Annotated in this window: 18 protein-coding genes; 11 read left to right on the top strand and 7 right to left on the bottom strand. The window is 37.7% G+C overall.

Features of this window, described 5'->3' with window-relative positions; translation table 11 throughout:
- Positions 1–136: 136 nt before the first annotated feature.
- Genes EHQ43_RS04410 through EHQ43_RS19545 form a run of 4 tightly spaced genes read left to right on the top strand, consistent with a single transcriptional unit; the run spans position 137 to position 2,353 of the window.
- Positions 137–373, top strand: a complete 237-nt coding sequence (locus EHQ43_RS04410; protein WP_135739945.1) for a hypothetical protein — start codon at positions 137–139, stop codon at positions 371–373.
- Positions 373–1,515 carry a suppressor of fused domain protein gene (locus EHQ43_RS04405; RefSeq protein ID WP_135739946.1) on the top strand — a complete coding sequence of 381 codons (1,143 nt, stop codon included), beginning with the start codon at positions 373–375 and terminating at the stop codon, positions 1,513–1,515. Before EHQ43_RS04410 ends, EHQ43_RS04405 begins: the two co-directional genes overlap by 1 nt.
- Positions 1,516–1,575: 60 nt before the next feature.
- Positions 1,576–2,157 carry a hypothetical protein gene (locus tag EHQ43_RS04400; RefSeq protein ID WP_135739947.1) on the top strand — a complete coding sequence of 194 codons (582 nt, stop codon included), beginning with the start codon at positions 1,576–1,578 and terminating at the stop codon, positions 2,155–2,157.
- 25 nt (positions 2,158–2,182) lie between these two features.
- Positions 2,183–2,353, top strand: coding sequence for a hypothetical protein (locus tag EHQ43_RS19545; RefSeq protein ID WP_165779507.1), 171 nt, complete (start codon positions 2,183–2,185; stop codon positions 2,351–2,353).
- Between the two features lie 137 nt (positions 2,354–2,490).
- On the opposite strand, the gene EHQ43_RS04395 is transcribed toward EHQ43_RS19545, so the two are convergent.
- Complete coding sequence (locus EHQ43_RS04395; RefSeq protein ID WP_135739948.1) at positions 2,491–3,510, bottom strand: synaptic vesicle VAT-1 family membrane protein; 1,020 nt, start codon at positions 3,508–3,510, stop codon at positions 2,491–2,493.
- Between the two features lie 77 nt (positions 3,511–3,587).
- On the opposite strand from EHQ43_RS04395, the gene gcvT reads away from it, so the two are divergent.
- The 5 genes from gcvT (at position 3,588) to EHQ43_RS04370 (ending at position 9,486) form a co-directional block, all read left to right on the top strand.
- Positions 3,588–4,700: a glycine cleavage system aminomethyltransferase GcvT gene (gene gcvT / locus EHQ43_RS04390; RefSeq protein WP_135753403.1), complete on the top strand. Its 1,113-nt coding sequence runs from the start codon at positions 3,588–3,590 to the stop codon at positions 4,698–4,700.
- A gap of 25 nt (positions 4,701–4,725) precedes the next feature.
- The gene (gene gcvH, locus EHQ43_RS04385; protein WP_135740459.1) at positions 4,726–5,118 is read left to right on the top strand and encodes a glycine cleavage system protein GcvH; all 393 of its coding nucleotides are present in this window, start codon (positions 4,726–4,728) and stop codon (positions 5,116–5,118) included.
- Between the two features lie 16 nt (positions 5,119–5,134).
- Positions 5,135–8,050 carry an aminomethyl-transferring glycine dehydrogenase gene (gene gcvP, locus EHQ43_RS04380; protein ID WP_135770219.1) on the top strand — a complete coding sequence of 972 codons (2,916 nt, stop codon included), beginning with the start codon at positions 5,135–5,137 and terminating at the stop codon, positions 8,048–8,050.
- Positions 8,051–8,065: 15 nt separating this feature from the next.
- Positions 8,066–8,392: a (2Fe-2S) ferredoxin domain-containing protein gene (locus EHQ43_RS04375; RefSeq protein ID WP_135739951.1), complete on the top strand. Its 327-nt coding sequence runs from the start codon at positions 8,066–8,068 to the stop codon at positions 8,390–8,392.
- Positions 8,393–8,709: 317 nt separating this feature from the next.
- Positions 8,710–9,486, top strand: a complete 777-nt coding sequence (locus tag EHQ43_RS04370; RefSeq protein WP_135770218.1) for a c-type cytochrome — start codon at positions 8,710–8,712, stop codon at positions 9,484–9,486.
- A gap of 40 nt (positions 9,487–9,526) precedes the next feature.
- On the opposite strand, the gene EHQ43_RS04365 is transcribed toward EHQ43_RS04370, so the two are convergent.
- From EHQ43_RS04365 to EHQ43_RS04345, 5 genes are all read right to left on the bottom strand, one after another.
- Positions 9,527–11,980 (bottom strand): C1 family peptidase, encoded by a 2,454-nt coding sequence (locus tag EHQ43_RS04365; RefSeq protein WP_135770217.1) that lies wholly within the window; start codon positions 11,978–11,980, stop codon positions 9,527–9,529.
- The gene (locus EHQ43_RS19670; protein WP_244242635.1) at positions 11,977–12,669 is read right to left on the bottom strand and encodes a hypothetical protein; all 693 of its coding nucleotides are present in this window, start codon (positions 12,667–12,669) and stop codon (positions 11,977–11,979) included. The genes EHQ43_RS04365 and EHQ43_RS19670 overlap by 4 nt, the downstream gene beginning before the upstream one ends.
- A gap of 70 nt (positions 12,670–12,739) precedes the next feature.
- Positions 12,740–14,440: a hypothetical protein gene (locus EHQ43_RS04355; protein ID WP_135770216.1), complete on the bottom strand. Its 1,701-nt coding sequence runs from the start codon at positions 14,438–14,440 to the stop codon at positions 12,740–12,742.
- Positions 14,441–14,478: 38 nt separating this feature from the next.
- Positions 14,479–17,853 (bottom strand): methylmalonyl-CoA mutase family protein, encoded by a 3,375-nt coding sequence (locus EHQ43_RS04350; protein WP_135753407.1) that lies wholly within the window; start codon positions 17,851–17,853, stop codon positions 14,479–14,481.
- Positions 17,854–17,956: 103 nt separating this feature from the next.
- Positions 17,957–18,778 (bottom strand): lysophospholipid acyltransferase family protein, encoded by an 822-nt coding sequence (locus EHQ43_RS04345; protein WP_208730920.1) that lies wholly within the window; start codon positions 18,776–18,778, stop codon positions 17,957–17,959.
- Between the two features lie 71 nt (positions 18,779–18,849).
- On the opposite strand from EHQ43_RS04345, the gene EHQ43_RS04340 reads away from it, so the two are divergent.
- Together EHQ43_RS04340 and EHQ43_RS04335 are read left to right on the top strand one after the other, a co-directional pair.
- The gene (locus EHQ43_RS04340) at positions 18,850–19,857 is read left to right on the top strand and encodes a phosphatase PAP2 family protein (RefSeq protein WP_135770215.1); all 1,008 of its coding nucleotides are present in this window, start codon (positions 18,850–18,852) and stop codon (positions 19,855–19,857) included.
- Positions 19,858–19,860: 3 nt separating this feature from the next.
- The gene (locus tag EHQ43_RS04335) at positions 19,861–21,138 is read left to right on the top strand and encodes an oligosaccharide flippase family protein (protein WP_135770214.1); all 1,278 of its coding nucleotides are present in this window, start codon (positions 19,861–19,863) and stop codon (positions 21,136–21,138) included.
- On the opposite strand, the gene EHQ43_RS04330 is transcribed toward EHQ43_RS04335, so the two are convergent.
- Positions 21,116–21,742, bottom strand: coding sequence for a hypothetical protein (locus EHQ43_RS04330; protein ID WP_135739959.1), 627 nt, complete (start codon positions 21,740–21,742; stop codon positions 21,116–21,118). The two genes, EHQ43_RS04335 and EHQ43_RS04330, sit on opposite strands and share 23 nt — an antisense overlap.
- Positions 21,743–21,759: the final 17 nt, after the last annotated feature.

The following is a 21,759-nucleotide window of genomic DNA, read 5'->3' as shown; positions in this document are numbered from 1 at the left end:
GTGATTGGCTGATTAGACTCGATCAGAACCTAGTGAAGTTTTCTCCTAACCTCAGGAAAAATCCAATGAATTTCATCACCTTTTCTATAAAATTTTGGTTGGATTCCCTTCGATCCCGAAGAATCTATACGATAGTATGACCCCGACGCGAACAATACAAGCTTTCATCGATGCCAAAAAAGAAAATACCACACCTTCAGTTGAAGTTTGGAATGCATTAAAAGGTTACCGCCAATGGAATGAACCTGAACTCATCGGACTTCGGAACGCCTCAGGATTTTATCCAGAAATTTATTTTGAACCTGGTATGGATGAAACCATTTCGAAACTACTCGCAAAATTCAAAGAGAAAGTGGTACCACACAAATTTTAATGAATCCCAATACCCCTAAAGTTTTATACCAAGAAGCAAATCCTTATGGTTCGTTCACTGCCTTTTTAGAAGATGATGGAAGGACCATTTACTTATACTTACAATCACATAACAATCCTGAGTGGCCGATGAAAACACTTTGGGTTCGTAACTTAATTGATGCACCAGATTCTAGAACTGATGAAGACTTTGATTTGGGACTTGCTCCCGTTCTCACAAAATCAGAACTCACAGATACAAAAGCTCAATCTTCATTAACAGAAGACCAAATCCATTTCATTTGGTCTGAAGAAGGTGATGCGGTTGCTTTATTTGTAGAAGAAGAACTACAAGCTTATCTTCCCTCTTGGTCTGGTATCAAAGGTATCCATGGGTATTCAAAGTTTGCAAAAGAAGAAGCACCAACAGCTTCACCACTTGGTGACCCAGAGAATGGTGTGATCGCAGAACGAGTGAGAACCAATCGAAAGTTCTGGGAATCTGTCGCAGAAAAAGACCACTGGAAAAAAGCGCAAAACTTAAGATTAGAATTTTTAGAATCAAAACTTGGCAAACACCAAACTTATTGGTCGGCAGATGGAGGAAAATACCCTTCCCTTGGGATTGCTTCTTTTCTACCGAAAGAATTTCCAGGGATCAAAATTTTTTCAACCATTGGGATGAGTGTACAAAACCAACCGAGTATTGAACTCTATCACAAAGACTACGAAAACTTTTCACGTATCGAACTCGTATTTGCGATCCAATTATTAAAAGATGCGCCAGATAAATCAGAAACTTGGATCCAACATGTTTTAGGTGAAATGGTAAAATTCCCTTGGAACACTGGGATTTGGTTTGGTCATTCTCATACGATTCAAAATCCAAGGAAAGACCCTGACCAATTGTATTTAGATTTCAATTGGTTTGTCTTTCGCAATGTCACAGAAGAACTTGAACAAGGATCGAACGAACTTTTACCTAAACTGAATGGACTCATCACAGAAAATGGAAAACGAACAAACTTTCTTTTTCTAACTCCTATCTCAACAGAAGAAAGAATTTGTTTTATGAGAGAAGGTTCACAAAAGTTTTGGGACACTTGGAAAAAAGAAGGATATGGTTTTTTTCATGATTCAGAACGCAGAATGTTAGAATTCTAGTTCCAATTTTCAAAAAAAATCCGAATCAAACTCTAAATTCTGTCCGTTACTCTATATGATATGGCAGAGACGTACACAAAGTATTTCAATTTAGAGTTCGAACCCTTTTCTTTAGAAAAAATCCTCGAAGAAAGACAAGATTCCGCAGGATTTTTCCTCTCTACCGTATTTCAAAAGCGGTTTTCAGAAGAAGTGAATCTAAAACGGCATGAAGATCAAAAATTATGGATCCAATCAAAGAACTTACGCTACGTAGTGCTCGATGGAATCCAAAAAATTTCAGATGAGAATGGAAGACTCGAACCGACAAATATCCTCTACTTGCTTGTTTTTTTCGATTTTAACTCAATCACAGAGTATGGATTTGAAGAAGTGTGCAATGTTCTCATCAAAAGATATGATTTACCTTCTCTCATCCTTAAAATGCCTGACAATGATCATTTAGAGATTTGGGGAAAGGATCATGCGAGAAAAAGTTATAAGAATGTGATCCATCCTAACATTGAATCACTGATGAAAGCTCTCTTTGATTCGATCAATAAAAAGGATCATTTTCAATTTATAGGCATTGAAAGAACAAATTCAGATAGAAAATCCGGTTTTCTCATGACAAGAAGGGGATTTACAAGGGCAATTGCGTAAAATTTTACGAACAGAACCTCTATAAATGAAAAAACCCGCAGGTTTTGCGGGTTCACACAATCTTACTTCGATAGTTTCGAAGGAAGAATCGAATCTAAGTTATTTCTTAGATTTTTTCTTTGCAGCTTTTTTCTTAGCGGCTTTCTTTTTTGCGGCTTTCTTTTTAGCAACCATTGTGATCGTCCTTATCTTTTGATTTCAAAACACGGCTGTCCTTGGCAAACAGAGAGTGAATTGATACGACATAATTAAATCAGATCATTTTAAATGTAAAGAAATTTTATTTTTTGCATGAATTTTTATTCAAAATAAAAAAACAGACTAATACTCATTCTACGGAACATTGATAACAATCTTACCGATCGTTTGTCCTGATTGCATTGTACGGAGTGCATCATGCATTGAATCGAATGAAAATTGATGTCCAATCGTTTGTTTTGGTAAAGATAACATCATTAATTCCGAAAAATGTTTTCTAAGTTCATCAATTTCATTCCACAACCATATTAAATTGAATCCCAACACTGATTTATTGTCTGAAATCATCGATAAAGGATCAATTTTTGGTCTTGTGAGGTATGAATAGACGATTGAAAACCAATTTCTGAATGAATGAGATGGTGTGAAGTTAGCACTACCATACGTAACTAATCTTCCCATTGGTGATAACAAATCATAACTGTCGTGAAAATAACGACCGCCTAAACATTCTAAAACGATTTTTAAAGGTGCTCCTTGGAGAATTTTATGCATATCTTCTTTAAAATTTGGTGATCGAGTGAGAAAAAAATCATAACCAACCTCTTTTAAGATCGAAAATTTACGAGAATCACCGACAAGACCGATCGTAATCGCTTTTTTTTTCTTTGCGATATGACTTGCCATGATCCCAACACCACCTGCAGCACTATGTATTAAAACATGATCACCTTCTCTCACTTGTCCGAGTGGTACGAGTGCATAGTATGCAGTGAGTGCTTGAACAACAAATGCTGCTCCATCTTGCATACTCCATTCCTTTGGTAATGGGAAGATTGTTTTTTCTGAAATGTTGAGATGAGTTGTGTATGCGCCGAACCGAGTGACACCAAAAACTAGGTCTCCTACCTCAAAATCCTTAACATTTGGGCCTATTTTTACGATTTTCCCTGAAAATTCTAAACCTGGTATAAAACTCCCTTTGGGTGTTGCTGAGTACAAACCATAGACTGAAAATACATCCGCAAAATTGAGACCAATTGCTCCCACTTCGATAGTGACCTCATCGTTCTCTGGTGGACGTAACATTTCTTTTTTTCGATGTAAATGATCGATGGATCCAGTTTTATCGATTCGGTAGACTTCTCTTTGCATGATGGGTTAAAAAAAATTCAATTCCATAACGATGAAACCATTTTTCTATGGTATAAGAGTCTACATAAGAGAACACCGTGGAACTAAAACAAACACCCTTACACTCAATTCATAAAGAAATGGGAGCCAAGATGGTTCCTTTTGGCGGATGGGACATGCCTGTCCAGTATACTGGAATCATCCAAGAACATTTGACAACACGATCGAACGCAGGCCTCTTCGATGTTTCCCATATGGGTGAAATTTTTGTCACAGGTGATGCCAATGATGTTTTGGAATTTTTAGAATCAGTCACATGTAATACCATATCTTCAATGAAAGAAGGCCAAGTGCAATACAATGCAGTTGTAAACGAAGTAGGTGGACTCGTGGATGATATCACTGTTTATAAATTCAATGAAACAAAGTATATGATTTGTTCCAATGCATCCAACTACGAAGCCGTGACCAAACATTTACTGAAATATTTAAAAGGAAACGTCACTGTTGTTGATGATAGTAAAAATTGGCACCAAATTGCATTACAAGGCCCAAAGGCTGATCAAATATTCTCAAAATACTTAGGAAAAGATTTATCATCACTACTTTATTATCATTTCAATGAATTGAATTGGAAAGGAGAAAACATCATCGTGTCTCGCACTGGTTATACGGGTGAAGATGGATTTGAAATTTATACTTCCAACTCACTTGGAGTCAATTTATGGAAAGAGTTACTCGAAATAGGAAAGGATTTTGGACTTGTTCCCGTTGGCCTCGGGGCACGCGACACACTTCGATTGGAAGCAAAATACCCACTTTATGGACATGAATTGAATGCAGAATGGACTCCTGTAGAATCGGGAATCAATTTTATCGTGAAGGAAAAAACAAAACCATATCTAGGTTACGACCGCATCATGGCAGATAAAAAAAATGGCCCAAAATCAAAAGTTGTGGGGATCCGCCTGATGGAGCCAGGGGTACTACGAGAAAATTTTCCTATTTTTTCAGCAGATGGCAAAGAAATTGGCAAATCAACCTCTGGAACCCACTCTCCAAGCCGGAAAGAATCCCTAGGACTTGCCATCCTTCAGACCGAATTCACAAAAAACCAAACGGAAGTATTTGTGGAGATTCGTGGCCAGAAGAAATTGGCTAAAGTAGAGACTGGTGCCTTCATCCAAGGCAGTGTCCGAAACAATCGCTAAACCAAAAGATGTAAGGAAAAAAACCATGGCAGACACACAAGCAAAAGACGGATATTATTATACTGAAAAACATGAATGGGTAAAGGTAGAAGGTGATGTTGCACTCATTGGAATCACTGACTTCGCACAAAATGCATTAGGTGACATTGTCTTCATCGACCTTCCAAAACCAGGAAAACAAATCAAAGCAAAGGATAGCCTTGGAACCATTGAATCTGTGAAAGCAGCAGAAGATTTGTATTCCCCAATTTCCGGCGAGGTAGTAGAAACCAATGCTTCTCTTGGATCAAATCCACAGTCTGTGAATGCAGAACCATTTGATACTTGGATGGTTAAATTAAAAAACATCCAAACATCTGAGTTGAGTGGATTATTAAACGCAGCACAATACAAAGAATACGTTTCGAAATTAGACTAATAGGAGTTATTTGCAAGTGAGTTCCGTACAACCTACATCACCCATCCATTCCCCATACGAAGAAACACTTGAACCAAGTGATACCTTCCTTCGCCGTCATGTAGGCGTGACAGAAACTACTGTTTCTGAAATGTTATCTACGATTGGCTACAAAGAGTTGGATGAACTCATCAATGATGCAGTACCCGAAAACATTCGGTTGCGTAAGGAACTCAATTTACCAAAACCCATTGGTGAATATGCTCTTCAAAAAGAACTCAAGAAGATTGTTTCTAAAAACAAAATTTACAGATCTTATTTAGGACTTGGTTACTATTCTTGTATCACACCTCCTGTAATCCAAAGAAACATTCTGGAAAATCCAGGTTGGTATACTGCTTACACTCCTTACCAAGCAGAAATAGCACAAGGACGTATGGAAGCACTCATCAACTTCCAAACGATGATTACAGATCTTACCGGAATGGAAATTGCTAATGCATCTCTTCTTGATGAAGGGACAGCTGCAGCGGAAGCAATGAATATGTTGTTTTCATTGAAAGATGATACACAAGGGAAATCATTTTTTGTTTCTCAATCCGTTCACCCACAAACCTTAGATGTGATCCGCACACGTGCAATTCCGCTAGGAATTAATATTGTTGTAGGCTCTTTCAAAAAGATGGTTCCTTCCAATGATTTTTTTGGAGCGATTGTCCAATACCCATCCACTGATGGTACCATTTATGATTTTAGCGAATTCATTGAAAGTTTGCATAAAGTTGGAGCCAAAACTGTAGTTGCTGCTGACTTACTTGCCCTGACAATTCTCAAAGCACCAGGGGAAATGAATGCAGACGTGGTTGTTGGAAGCACACAACGATTTGGATTGCCACTTGGTTTTGGTGGACCTCATGCAGGATACTTTGCAACCAAAGAAGAATACAAACGCAATATGCCTGGTCGTCTCATCGGTGTTTCCAAAGATTCACAAGGTAAACCTGGTTATCGACTCAGTTTACAAACACGCGAACAACACATTCGTCGCGACAAAGCAACATCTAACATTTGTACAGCGCAAGTATTACTCGCAGTATTATCATCCATGTATGCAGTTTACCATGGACCAAAAGGCCTCAAACAAATTGCCTCTCGTGTCCACCGAATGACAACCATCCTTGCTACAGGACTCGAAAAGTTAGGATATAAAATTATTTCGCAACCTTACTTTGATACAATTCGTATTGAGTTATCAAAGATATCATCCGCAGAAATCATTCATTATGCAGAAGAAAGGGAAATCAATATCAGACAAGTTTCTGGTCATGTGATCAGTGTATCTTTAGATGAAACAACCAATTTAAAAGACATCAAAGATTTACTTGAAGTATTTAACGAAAACAAAGCACTACATTTTCCACTGGAAGATTTAACATCAAAAGACGAATGGAAAATTCCAGAACTACTTGAAAGAAAGTCATCTTACTTAACACATCCTGTGTTTAATAGTTTTCACACAGAAACAGAGATGTTACGTTACATTCGAAGACTCGAAGCAAAAGATTTATCATTAACAACCTCCATGATTGCATTAGGATCATGCACGATGAAACTCAATGCATCGACAGAAATGTATCCTGTAACATGGCCTGAACTTTCCAACATCCATCCCTTTGTTCCAGAAAACCAAACGGAAGGATACAGAACTCTATTTAGCCAATTAGAAAAATGGTTATGTGAAATTACAGGATTTTCGGAAGTATCACTCCAACCTAATGCTGGTTCACAAGGTGAATACGCTGGACTACTTGCCATTCGTAACTACCACCAAAGCCGAAATGATATGCATAGAGACGTTTGTCTTATCCCAATTTCTGCCCATGGTACAAACCCAGCATCAGCTGTGATGGCAGGATTCCAAGTGGTTCCAGTCAATTGCGATATCAATGGAAACATCGACGTAGATGACTTAAAGAAAAAAGCAGTTGAATACAAAGACAAGTTAGGTGCTTTAATGGTAACCTATCCTTCTACACATGGTGTCTTTGAAGCTTCCATCAAAGAAATTTGCCAAACTATCCATGACAATGGTGGCCAAGTGTATATGGATGGTGCCAATATGAATGCACAAGTTGGTTTAACACGACCAGGTGACATCGGTGCTGATGTTTGCCATTTGAATTTACACAAAACTTTTTGTATTCCTCATGGTGGTGGTGGACCAGGAGTGGGTCCGATTGGTGTGGCTGAACACTTAGCTCCTTTCCTTCCAGGGCATAGCCTTGTAGAAAATGGATCCAATAATAGCCAATGGGCTGTGTCAGCGGCACCATGGGGATCTGCATCCATCATTGTGATCTCTTGGGCATACATTGCGATGCTTGGATTTGATGGTCTGCGATATGCAACCAAAATTGCCATCCTCAATGCTAACTACATTGCAAAAAAATTAGAATCCGCCTTCCCTGTGTTATACAAAGGTAACAAAGGTCTTGTTGCTCACGAATGTATCCTTGATATGCGTGGATTCAAAAAAACAAGTGGGATTGAAGTAGAAGATATCGCAAAACGTTTGATTGATTATGGTTTCCACTCCCCTACTATGTCATTCCCAGTCCCTGGAACACTCATGGTTGAACCAACTGAATCTGAATCCAAAGAAGAATTGGATCGTTTCATCGACTCCATGTTGTCCATAGCGGGTGAAATCAAAGACATTGAATCCGGTGTTCTTTCCAAAGAAGATAACCCACTGAAGAACTCACCTCACACAGCAGACATGGTAATCAGTGATACATGGAATCATTCGTATCCAAGAGAACGAGCGGCTTACCCATTACCTTGGTTACGAACTCGAAAATTTTGGCCTAGTGTTGGTCGAGTAGACAACGTATATGGCGATAGAAACTTGGTCTGTTCTTGCATTCCGATGGAAAATTACGTCGTATCTTAAGAGACCTATTTTCATATGTTTTACGAAAAACATCTTTTTGTCTGCGAAAACCAAAGGGCACCCGGCGAACGGGTGTCTTGCGGGAACCAAGGTTCAATTGAACTTCTAAAATTACTTAAACAAAAAGCGGCGAAAGCTGGAATCGAATACAAATTTCGAGTCCAAAAATCCGGTTGTTTGGATCGTTGCGAACTTGGTCCTATCCAAGTATCCTATCCCGAAGGGAAATGGTTTGCAATGAAAACAGAAGCGGATGTCGATACCATTTTAGAATACTATTTAAAAACCAACCAACCTGAAAAGTACCAACATCTAATTGTGTTAGATGACAAATTACAGTAGAAACGCGAACAGAATGTTCGGATAACATGAACATTCTTTAGAATTTTTTTTTTAGTTTTGGCGAATGATTCGTCAAACGAGAGGATTTGTGGTAGGTTGGCGTCAATGGGTGGCGGGTGGATAACCCCACCCATTGTCAGGGCGGGGAGATAATTTCCGCAAATTCCCCCCAAATCCCACTTGACCAAATCCCCCACTACACTCCAATTCCTCCACCTATGAAAAAAATTTCCCGAATTCTCCTTATCTTTTTCGTAACCCTAATCCTCCTCATCACAGTGATTGTCTCCGCGGTTTACCTAATCAGTAATCATCGCATGGCAAAAACCTTTACCATAAACCCAACCCCAATTCCAAAATATATTTCTTCCCAGGACCTTTTGGAAGGGAAACGGCTTTACCAATCGCGTGGTTGCGGTGATTGCCATGATGTTGATGGTAGCGGTAGAACATTCATCAATGACCCGGCCATTGGGACAATCTCTGGTGCAAACCTAACAACCGGTAATGGGGGGATACTCAACGAACGCAGTGATGAAGAGTTGGCAATTGCCATCCGCCACGGAGTTGGTAAAAATGGACGTGCCCTTATTTTTATGCCATCCACAGATTTCCACGGGATGACAAATGAAGACGTTGGGAAACTGATCTCCTATCTTCGTTCAGCTCCTGCTGTCAACAAAGAACCGGGTGATATCAAACCAGGACCTTTGGGTAGATTTTTATATCTGATTGGTGAAATTCCAATTTTCGTATCGGCGGAACAAATCGATCATGATGTGAAACATCTGGAAAATTTGAAACCAACGGTTTCCTTAGAATATGGAAAGTATGTAGCAGCCACCTGCACAGGATGCCATGGGTTGCAATTGATTGGCGGACCCATCCAAGGTGCTCCCCCAGAATGGCCACCTGCACAAAACATAACTAAGGTTGGGCTTACTCATTATTCTGAGAGCAGTTTTATCCAAGCCATCAGAACAGGCAAACGTCCCGATGGATCCGAGATGAAATTCCCAATGCCTTGGCAAAGTTTGGCAAAACTAACAGACACAGAACTGAAAGCACTTTGGATGTACTTACAATCCATTTAAAAAAATGGATCGTTCTTTGCCCACATAGGAAACTTCGTATCTAATTTTCTTTTTCGAAACTCAGTTCCACTCCATTTTCAATCTCTTTAATGGATTGGAACTGAACGGTTGAATTTCCCTCCAATGCATTAGAAAGTTCCAAACTAAATCCCTTTGTTTTGATCATTTTACTTCCAGGGGTCCAAGAACCAGAGAATTGTTTTACTTCTTTATCGTTTAACTTTAATTTTGCGACAAAGTCTTGTCCATTACTTGAAATTTCCATAAGTAAATTTTGTGGACCGAGTTTAGGATTCCAATACATCGATGACCACTTTCCTGTAAATTGAGAAGGCAACTCTTCCAAAGACATCGCTCTCTTTTTCACCATCTGCTTTGGTTCATTCCAAAATACAGATACAAAATTAGAGTCTTTTGATTCGGATCCAAATTCTGATTTGGAACGAACCGAATATAAATACAAATCTCCCGATTTACCAGGGAACGGTTCTGTAAAATTTGTTTTTTTTCCTTCTACACTCGAAACAAATTCCAATTTACCTGGTTTCCCGTTTTGAATTGGTTTTCGGTAAATGTAATATTCAAAACTATCCTTCACAGTTTCCCATTTTAAAGAAACTTGTTTATCCTTTCCAACTGGATTCGAAACTAATTGTTTTGGAGCAGCAAGTGTGACTCCACCCGCTCGTTTTGTAAGACCCGGATCTGTTTTTCCAAATGCAACTTCACTAGGCTCCGCATAACCCATATCATTTGCTGCGATCACTGTATAAATATACGATTTTCCATTTTGAATCGTTGTATCTGCATCCGTATATGCAGTTCCAGAAACTTCATATTGGCCTGATGGCTCGGCATTTTCATCAAATCGAAATAAAAAATAATTTTTAGCGCCCGGGGCCGCATTCCATTTCAATAGAATTTTATTTGCATAATCTCCATTGGTTGCAGAGAGTTGGGTCACTTGGTTTGGTAACAAATTTTGATTGGCTACTTCCACTGCAATTGAATCACTCCAATCAGTGGAAAGTTTCGAACTAAGCACTGCGTTTACTTTGTAATAATTCACCTCACCAGATTTTGGTGATGTATCCACAAAATCGGCGGATTTTGTATTACCAATGGTTTTCCATTTAAAGGATGAATCTGCTTTTGCGATGGAATAGTTTGTCGCTCCATCAATTTCAGACCATGTTAATTGTACGCTCGTTGTATTCCCAGTAGAGAAAACAATTCCTGATAATCCGGCCACTTGGGTGACATTTCCATCATTTGTTGACTCGGATGAGGTAAAACCTTCCACTTCCATTGAAGCAACAGAAACTTCGTCTGCTCCTATTGCCAAAATACGATACGCATAAGATGAATTAGGTGATACATTTAAATCAGTAAAACTTGGTTTATCAGAATATGCTAAGTCAAAAAAATCAGATTCTTCCCTTCTTTGGATCAAATAAGCAACTGCAGATTCTTGGTGATTCCAAGTGATTAAAATTTTACTATCAAAATCACCTTTGGATACTTTAATTTCTGCTGGAGGGAGAAGTGGTTTTTTAGTCGGACTTACATTGACAGTGGGTGTTTGTGTGTTTGGTTGTGCAGGTTCATCAATAATGGCATAGGTTTCTTGCCCTACTTTGGCAAGGATAGAATACGAAACCCAACCAAAACCTTTGTCCCCCCAATTGATTCCCCAAGAATTTTGTAATTTAAATGCACCTTTTTTGCCTGATTTGGATTTTTTGTTATCATCATAACCTACAATTGTCATGGCATGCCCACCATAACTTTGTCCACCGTTGGCATCATAAACCGTATCACCTTTTAACTTATAGAATGCATCATCTATAATCATTCCCACCATCACCACATTTTTGCCAGCTAATACACGTTTTATCTCATCTGGATTTTTAAAATTCAATCTAGAAAACGATTTAATTTTATACTTTAACGCTTCTCTTTTTGAATCTACGGATGGTTGCGACAAATAATCTTTGTCTGTATAAGGCATGGAACTCCAAGGAGCCACTCCATTTGACTTTAAAAATTCCATCGTCTTATAATAATACAATCCTTTGTCTTCACCACCATTCTGTTGGTTGTAGATAAAGGCTGGCGAAAAAACATAATTCCCTTTTCCACCGGCAAATGGAGGATCATAGGATGTACTTTGTCCGTTATTTTTCAAAAGATACGATTTGATCGCATAACCGGTTGCCCACGCTACACAACTATTTTGCCGACCTTGATTCCCAACGGGTGGCATTTGCGATGATAAATCAATAGACGACGGTAGGTCTTCAAAAGAGTTAAAATCTCGTTTGAGAGGGATTGTATCTTGGATTTCTTTAGGGCTTGGAATATATCCACAGGAAAAAGTACCTGGTTTGCATCCCGGCGAACGTACGCTACTTGGATCAAATTCTTCAGCAATAATTGTACTGATTGAGAACAATACAAGTCCAACTAAGATTGTTTTATGTTTGATTTTCATGGTTTCATCCTTTCTATCGATTCAATGATTGCTTTTTTTTGTTCCCATTCTGGTTGGTTAATTTCTTCCAAAGTATAATAAAACTTTGATTTGGTGGAACTATACCTAAAATTCACGAAATTATAACTGATACCGGTGATTTGTGATTCTGGAATTTCTTCAAAAGATAATTGTTGAATACCAATTTTGAAAAGCTCATTCATCCATTTTTGGTACAACTTGTCTGGAATTTCTTTTGTTTCTTCCAAAACTAATTTTCCATTTTTGATTACCTTTCGTGAGAGGAAAATTTTTTTAACATCTGTAAAAAGATGAAACTTTTTTGCATAACGAAATTCTGGTGCCACTGCTCCAGAACTTTCTTCCCAGGTTAGTTCCATCGGTTTCCAATTTCCTTTATGATTTTTATAATTTGTCTTTTGGATCGAAAGTTTACTCGAATCCAATTTTACTTTTCTATTCTTTGATACTAGATTTGGACTTATCTTTGAATTTGTTTTTTGAATATGAATTGGTTCTGACTTTTTCTTTGATGGTGTGGCGACAGACTGGATTTTAGATTCCATTGTTTTTGGATTTGCTACAACATCTCCTCCATATGATAACCATAAGGACAAAGATAGAAATATCTTTACAAAGAATACCAAAGTGGATCGATTCCATCTTGTTTTAAAAAGAAAACAAGACATTTTTTCAATGGAAAACGGTGTTCGAATCTATCGATTTGAATATGTTTGAAAAGAGGAAATTGGAATGGTTTTAACTACTTCCAATCTCTGATTTCAACCATTTTTTCTCACCAATAGACCTCTTCATATTTTCAATGAGCGCGACTGTGATATTGGTATTGAGTTTCACCATGTCTGGATCTTCTGCCACAAGGATCATTTCATCAATTAGATAATCAATTAAGTTCTCAATCGATTTCCTTCCAGAAGGATCTGCTGCCATCGCAACAGTTGCTTGGGACAAAGCTGTGTAAATAGTCAAACTAATTTGTTTGGTGAGATTTGCCTGCATTTCTTTTGGAAGTAAAGAGATAGGTTTCATATTGGTCGACACTCGTTCTGAAACTTCTGTCACTAAGTTTTGGATTAACGCTTGCAAATTTGGATTTTGTGCAGACTTAGCTATGTTTTTGATCGCTACCTTTTTTAACTCCGTACGGTTTTGGTCAATGGCATTCACCAATTGGTCAAGTGAATTGCCAGATTTTACTTCATTCTGCATTTCTGTTAAAATTTGGATGGTAACAATATCGGAAATTTCTTCTTTGATGATATTGGAATAATACCGAAGTGTTTTACTGATCAAATCATTCCCTAAAATCTTGGTGAATTGATTTGTTTGTAACATTAAATAAATTTTATAAACACGAACCAAGCGAAAAAATCGAAATTCAACAATAGGGATAAGACCTAACACATCGTACCAATGGTAGATGGGATATAAAAACCATGCAATATAGGTTTTATTTTTGATAGCGAGTAACCAACTCAAAACAAATTCTGCCAAAAAGAAAAACAGAAATGGAGCATCTAACAACAAATAGTTGTTTACTGGATTTCCATCAGAAGCGATGGAACGGTAATAATTGAGTGAAAAATACTCTCGAAAATTTTGGTTAAAAAAATCAATTTTTTGTTCTAAAGACCTGTTTTGGTCTCTCCAAAACCATGCAAAAGCGACAACAGTGGAAGGAATTCGATCACGACCTAGGATTGGATCTAGTTCTTGCCTTAATTTTAAATCTCGAGCTTTTGTTTTATGTGTTTGGTATTCGTTTTTAATTCCTGATTGGATATCCAATAAAAATTGCGTTTGTCCAGACATCGCAAATGGATTGGTTTCAACAATCTCTAACATCCGTTTGTCCATTTTTTGAATGATGGATGAAATTTCTTTTGATTCGTTCGTTTCAATACTCAACCGATTGATAAATGCATACTTTTCAGAAAGTTCTCCAAGTGTTGTGATTTCATCTGTTTCTTCCATTACACTGAAAAAATCATTCAATTGTGCGAGTATCTCTTCTACTTTCTTTCTTCTGGATTGAACATCCTCAATTTGAAGTGCCAATTCAAAATTGACATAAAGTGAATCAAATTTCTCATTTGCCACCTGGGTTTTGAGAGTTGTTAGTATTTTATAAATTTCTTCTCTCGTATTTTTTCTTTGTGATTCGCGAAACTCATCATCTCGTAATTGTGTGAGGTATTTGAGGTCGTCCACCAAATCAGTGTATGCTGTCGTAGTTCTGTGAGGTTCTATCCCTAAAATAGGTTTGTCATATAATGTAAGGATTTCTGGAAATTTGTGAAAGTAAAATGGCCTCATACTCAAATAACTCAAATCAAAAATGATGAGAGCCAAGTTTCCTAGGACGACAAACACCATTGTGATGTCCCATAATAGTGGAATTCCCAATTTGTGTTTTTTGATCAAATCCCAGGAAATCATAATCTTACCAAGGGCAGACTTTCCCTACCCTATCCTTTTTACATATTGCGGCGGTACTGACCTCCCACTTCATATAAGGCATGGGAGATCTGCCCTAAAGACGCCACTTTCACTGTTTCTAGCAACTCTTGAAAGATATTTTCTTTTGCACGGGCTACTTGTTTTAATTTTGTGATCGCAGGTTCCGTTTTGGAAACATTTGCTTTTTGGAATGCTTTAAGATTGCCAATTTGTTGTTGTTTCTCCTCATCTGTTGAACGAATCACTTCTGAAGGGATGATCGTTGGCGAACCATTGCGATTGAGGAAGGTATTTACACCGATGATCGGATACTCTCCCGTATGTTTCAAAGTTTCATAATGGAGAGATTCTTCTTGGATTTTATTCCTTTGGTACATCCGTTCCATGGCACCGAGGACTCCACCACGTTCTGTCAATCGATTAAATTCAGTTAAAATTGCTTCTTCTACCAAATTTGTAAGTTCTTCGATGATGAAAGCCCCTTGCAATGGATTTTCATTTTTTGCAAGACCTAACTCGCGATTGATGATGAGTTGGATGGCAACTGCACGACGTACAGATTCTTCTGTTGGTGTTGTGATCGCCTCATCATAGGCATTTGTATGAAGAGAATTACAATTGTCATAAATAGCATATAATGCCTGCAATGTGGTTCGAATATCATTGAAATCAATCTCCTGGGAGTGAAGCGACCTTCCTGAAGTTTGAATGTGGTATTTCAACATCTGTGAACGTTCATTGGCACGATATTTGAACTTCATCGCTTTTGCCCAAATCCGACGAGCTACGCGTCCAATGACCGAATACTCCGGATCAATTCCATTTGAAAAGAAAAAGGACAAGTTTGGAGCAAACTCATTGATATCCATCCCACGACTGAGATAATACTCAACATAAGTAAATCCATTCGCTAATGTAAATGCCACTTGTGTGATTGGGTTTGCACCTGCTTCCGCTATGTGATATCCACTTATCGAAACAGAATAAAAATTACGAACTTGGTTTTGGATGAAATGGTGTTGGATATCACCCATCATCTTTAATGCAAACTCTGTAGAGAAGATACAAGTATTTTGTGCTTGGTCTTCTTTTAAAATATCCGCTTGCACTGTTCCTCTCACTTGGGATAAAGCATCTTTTTTTAACTTTTCATAGGTTTCTTTAGGAAGGACATCGTCACCTGTCACACCAAGTAATAATAAACCTAAACCATCATTAGATTCAGGCAATACACCATCAAACTTTGGAATGGCGACACCTCTAGAATCGTAAATTTGTTTGATTTTGGATTTGATTTCTTCGGTTTTCCCTTCAGATCGAATGTATTTTTCACAAGCTTGGTCGATGGCAGCATTTAGAAAAAAAGCAAGCACCATAGGTGCCGGTCCATTGATTGTCATCGAAACGGAAGTTGTTGGGTCACAAAGATCAAAACCTGAATACAATTTTTTTGCATCATCTAACGTTGCAACATTGACACCTGAATTTCCAATTTTTCCATAAATATCTGGCCGGATGTCAGGGTCTTCTCCATACAATGTAACCGAATCAAATGCAGTTGACAGACGTTTGGCGGGCATACCTGAACTTAAGTAATGAAACCTACGATTGGTCCTTTCAGGGCCACCTTCACCCGCAAACATACGAGTTGGGTCTTCTCCACTTCGTTTGTAAGGGTAAACACCAGCTGTATAAGGAAAAAATCCTGGGAAATTTTCTTGGTAAGACCATTCCAAAATATCTCCCCAATCGACAAATCGAGGAGTCGCAATTTTTGGAATTTTTAGATGGCTAAGGGATACGGTATAATTATCAACTTTGATCTCTTTCCCACGAACAAAGTATGAATATTGGTCTTTACGAAAGGATTCAATGGTTTCAGACCAGGTTTCAATGATTTTTCTAGAATCAACAGACAAAGTATTCCATACCAATTGGTATTCCGATTCTAGATCAGTGACAACTTTTCCTTTTTTAGAAAGTTGAGAAATAGCACCTTTCAATTGGTAGGCGGTCCTTGCTAGTTCTGCTTCTTGTTTGATCCAATCTGCATTTCGATTGATTTCTTCTTTGATTTCTGTTAAGTAACGAACTCGGTCAGGAGGAAGGACAACCGATGCTTCTCTACCGTTTTGATTTTTTTGGTATTTTGATTTCCAATCCAGTTTTGTCTTTTGGATCACAACACCAAGTAAGTGCGCATACAATTCGTCCGTACCTGCATCTTGGAATTGAGAAGCAATGGTTCCAAATACTGGCATCGCGTCAATTGGATCATTGAATAAATTGCGGGACCTTTGGTATTGTTTTTTGACATCACGTAACGCATCTAGTGCTCCCCGTTTATCAAATTTATTGATCGCAATCACATCGGCATAATCGATCATATCAATTTTTTCTAATTGGGTAGCAGCACCATACTCTGGAGTCATCACATACAAAGACACATCGGCTACTTCTGTGATTTCAGAATCACTTTGTCCAATTCCTGCTGTTTCAACGATGATCAAATCATATCCAGCTGATTTTAAAATTTGGATGGCACCTTTCACACTACGATTGAGCGCAATATTTGCTTCTCTCGTGGCAAAGGAACGCATGTACACCCTTTCATTAAAAATGGAATTCATTCGAATTCGGTCACCGAGAAGTGCTCCACCCGTTTTACGTTTGGATGGATCCACAGATAAAATTGCAATGGTTTGATTTGGAAAATCATCCAAATACCGACGGACCAGTTCATCGGTTAACGAAGATTTGCCTGCACCACCTGTTCCTGTAATTCCAAGGACAGGGATTGTTTTTTTAGGAGTAGGAAAATCAAAGTTAATCGAATAATTTGTTTTTTCCTGTAAGAGCGAAAATTCCATCTGTGTGATGGCTTGCCCCAAAGCTAAATAGTTTTTCTTTTGGATATGAGACGCCAAATCTCCGTTAAATGACAATGGAGTAGGGAAATCAGATTGTTTGACGACATCATTGATCATACCTTGTAATCCTAAGGTTCGACCTTCGTCGGGGGAATAAATATGAGCTACACCATATTTGTGTAATACTTGGATCTCAGAAGGTAAAATTGTCCCTCCTCCACCACCAAACACACGTATGTGACCAGCACCTTCCTTTTTTAACAAATCAATCATGTATTGGAAGTATTCTACGTGACCACCTTGGTAACTAGTGATGGCAATCCCTTGTACATCCTCTTGGATGGCACATTGGACAATCTCTTGAACGCTACGATTGTGACCCAAATGGATCACCTCTACCCCACTTTGTTGTAAGATCCTTCGCATAATGTTGATGGAAGCATCGTGTCCATCAAAAAGGGAAGCCGCCGTGACAAAGCGGATTTTGTTTTGAGGGGTATATGTCGAAATTTCGGTGCTCATAGAGAACAACGTTCTATAATCACGGGTAGGGATTCAATATGAAAATGTGACGAGAATGACATAACTTCTAAGATCATGCCATATTTTCATAAAAAGGTCGAGTCTAAAGGATGGATTCTGCCTCTTTCATCAGCTCTCGGACTCGATTTTCTAACATTTCTGTCAGTTCTTTTGCTGCTTTTTTCTCAGGCCCCGTTGGAAACTCCGAAGGTAGGATTGGTTTCCCAATTTGGTATCGGATTTTGGTTTTGAAAGCATCACCCGTGAGAAACGCTTTGGGTTTGGACATATTGGTCGCACCAACAATCCCTGAAGGAATGATGGGAACACCCGCTCGGATCGCAAGTTTAGCTGCCATGGCGCGGAAGGGTTGTAATTCCCCCGTTTCGGAACGAGACCCTTCTGGATAAATGGAAAGTAGCTCTCCATCCTTCATCAGGTCGACCATATAGGTTTCCAATTTTTCGTAATATTCCATCGCTGCCCGTTTGTCCATCTCTGATTCTTTGGCTGCATTGCGGATGATGGGCATACTCCCCCAATTGATGAGGTTTTTTTTCACCACACTGCCAAGAGAGTTTAACAGGATTTCGATGACTGGTTTTGTGAGACTTAAAGGTGGATAATGGAATGGAGAGTTTTTATGGTTTAAAATGGCCATAATCTCTTCTTGAGGGTGAAAGAGTTCATATTTGCCTAAATATACAATTTTTCGATCCGCAAAAGCTCCCTGAACAGGTATGTCTAAATAATCTGTATGATTAGAAATGATCAGTGCCCCACCGGATTCTGGGATATTCTCAGATCCAGCCACTTTGACATCATAAATCATCTCCAAAAGGTTACGGAGGATGGTTTTTGGCACTTCACGAGGGATTACGAACAAACTTTCAAGAATATCAGCTGGATTTTGGTTAGGTTCCATAGAAACATCACATATTTCAAAATAAAACTTTATGAAATCAAGTTCGATTTTCATCTTAGATGGAAAATCCTATGAAAGAACTCATTTTAGCAGAGACTTCCCTTTGGTTCTCCCAAATCCCTCTCGAATCCTTACACACCCTAGACCCTTCCCTTGGGGGAGTCTTTTATTTGATTTCTACTATCTGCCACTATTTGGGTGGGAGTAGTTTTTTCCTCGGTCTTATCTCCTTTCTTTATATTTATTACCGACCAAAACTTGCATTCCAAATTGCACTAGGCCTGCTCACTTCAGGAATTTTAGGTTATCTTTCCAAATTTTATTTTGAAAGTCCAAGACCCTTTCCCTACCCAGAAGTCTTTGATGAAAAAGCATTTGGTTTGCCTTCTGGTCATGTGTATACTACAACAGTTGTTTGGGGAATGTTAGCGTATTATATTCCTATTTTATGGTTACGAATCGTATCCATTTTCATCATTCTTATTATGCCTTTTTCAAGAATGTACCTTAAAGTTCATTACTTGGGTGATGTTAGCTTAGGATTTGGTTTGGGAATTTTACATTTAATCATTCTATTAACTTTATTGAATCAATTTTACGTTCCTAAAGAAAAAGTTTTTATTGAAACAAAACAATACCGAACTTTGTGTTTATTAGGTATTGTCATCACACTTTTACCAATCACACTTGATTCACCGTTTCTTTCGGAAGAACATCATTATACTTTGGTAGGGATGATCATGTCGAGCGGGGCACTTGGCGGATTTTGGCTTGGGATATTATTTTACCCAAGACTCAGCAAAAAAGAATTTTTGAATTGGAGTATGCCAAACCTTAGTTTTCAGTTTGGCTCCAATTCTTTTGGAACTTTTTGGAAAACCTTTTTGGTAAGACTATTGGTCCTAGGAACTATCATTGTTTTACTTTATGTTGTTCCTGGCATTTTGATTAAAAAATCCATTTGGAAAGATGATTTGTTTTTAAGATACATCCGTTATTTAGTGGTGGGATTTGCCTTAGTTTGTATCGTACCTCTAACCTTACAAAAGATACAAAAAGGAAAGTTTTTGCAAAACTAATACATGCAAAAAATCAAAAAAATCTTCCAAATGTTAAAAGTGGAACTCATGAAAGAAGGAGTTTTAAAAAACTCATTCTATGTGAGTAGTTCCAAAGCGATTTCCGCTGTTACCAATTTAGTATTTATGATTTATTCCGTAAATTTGCTAAGCAAAGCAGAAAACGGAAAACTCCAATACTTTTTAGGCTTTCTCCCGGTTGTCCTAGCGATTGCTGAATTTGGCTTACCAAATGCACTCATCAAGTACATCTCTCCATTGGCAGATAAAAAAGAGAATCCAGGTGCCATCTTAAATGCATCTCTTCGGATTAAGTTTTATTCTTTTGTATTTTTATCAATTGTAACGTTAATCGCATACTTAGTGAGTGATGAAAATTATTTTGTCTTATTACTTTTGTTATTCGGCGGAATCATCATATCCTTTATCTCTTATTTTGAAAGTTTGTTTGTTTCCTATCGAAAGTATAAATCTTTATCACTTTGGAATCCACTCCCCAATGTGATTCGCCTTATCCTACTTATTTACTTTTCTGAAACAAACAAACATCCATTGACTTATATGGATATCCTAGCAATATTTTGTATTGCTCCTATTTTTGTATTATTTTTGTTTTTTCTTTTTTTTGGAAAAGAAGAGATTTCATTTTCAGCTGATACAACTGACATCCATTTGAATGAAAAAAAACTACTTCTATTCAATCTGTGGGCATTTGCTGCTTCCATTTTTGCAATTTTATCAGATCGAATGGAGATTTTCTTTTTAAATCAATTCCATCCACCAGAAATTGTTGCAGATTATGGAACCGCCTTGCAATTGTTTAGTGGATTTATTATTATTTTAGCGACTTTTAATTCAATTATATATCCCAAATTAGCAAGACTTGCAGAAACAGAAGAATTTCCTACCGTACTTAAAAAATCTGTCTTTTTAGGTGGTATGATTGCTATATGTTTAGCACCTGGGATTTTACTTGCAGAACCTATTTTAACTTTATTATTCGGAACTAAATACACAAACTCTATCTCCGTATTTAAGATTTTATATCCAAATTTTTTATTACAGTTAGTGTTTGCACCTCTTGGAACCGCTTTGTTTGCGTTAGGTTTACCGAGGTTACTTGCAGGTCTCGCTTTGCTTAGATTGGTATTTGGAGCCCTATTTGATTATTGGATCATTCCAGACTTTGGTGCTAATGGAGCTGCAGTTTCGTTATTTTTAGGACAAATTGTTTCCTGGTTACTTTTAACCGGATATTTTATGGCTTACTTTCGGAAATAACATATTCATAAATCTTTTTGTAATTTGATATAAGAATTTCCCATTCATTTGCACTAAGATTTGTTCCGTATAACTTTTGATAGGCTTCTTTTGCCGATTTCCCTTCTGCCAAATATTCTTTTAGTTTAAGCAAAACCATCTTAAACTGAATCGAATCAATGTGAATGTCATAATCTCGATTGATTTTGACTCCAGAAGACAACTCAAATTCTCTTACAAAGATTTCTGATAATGCAAGGATACCATAACCTTTTGTTAGATTTGGTTGCAGGTCAGATCTTGTTTTTGCCCAAGCTAATAAAAATAAAGTTGGGATCGGTGGGTATTCACCAAACATCGTTCCATCTGGTAATTGTAATTTTTGCGAAAATCGAACGATTGCCCGTGCAAGCTCTCGTTTCCTTCTATGAGATAATTTTGACGATTCGTTTGAGGTTAAATAAGAAACAATGACAGTTTCTTCCTTACTATGATCAGTTTTCTCATAAAATCGACTTAAGTCATAAGAAAATCTGGTATTTGCTTCCCTATATGAAAAAATCACTAATAAAAGCGGGAAAATGAGAAGAAATCCATGCCGATATTTCAAAAGTATTTTCTTCATCTTTTATAGTATCGGTT

The sequence above is a fragment of the Leptospira bouyouniensis genome, assembly GCF_004769525.1.
Lineage (GTDB): Bacteria > Spirochaetota > Leptospiria > Leptospirales > Leptospiraceae > Leptospira_A > Leptospira_A bouyouniensis.
Note: the sequence above shows the minus strand (reverse complement) of the source record. Positions and strands in the feature narration are given on the sequence as shown.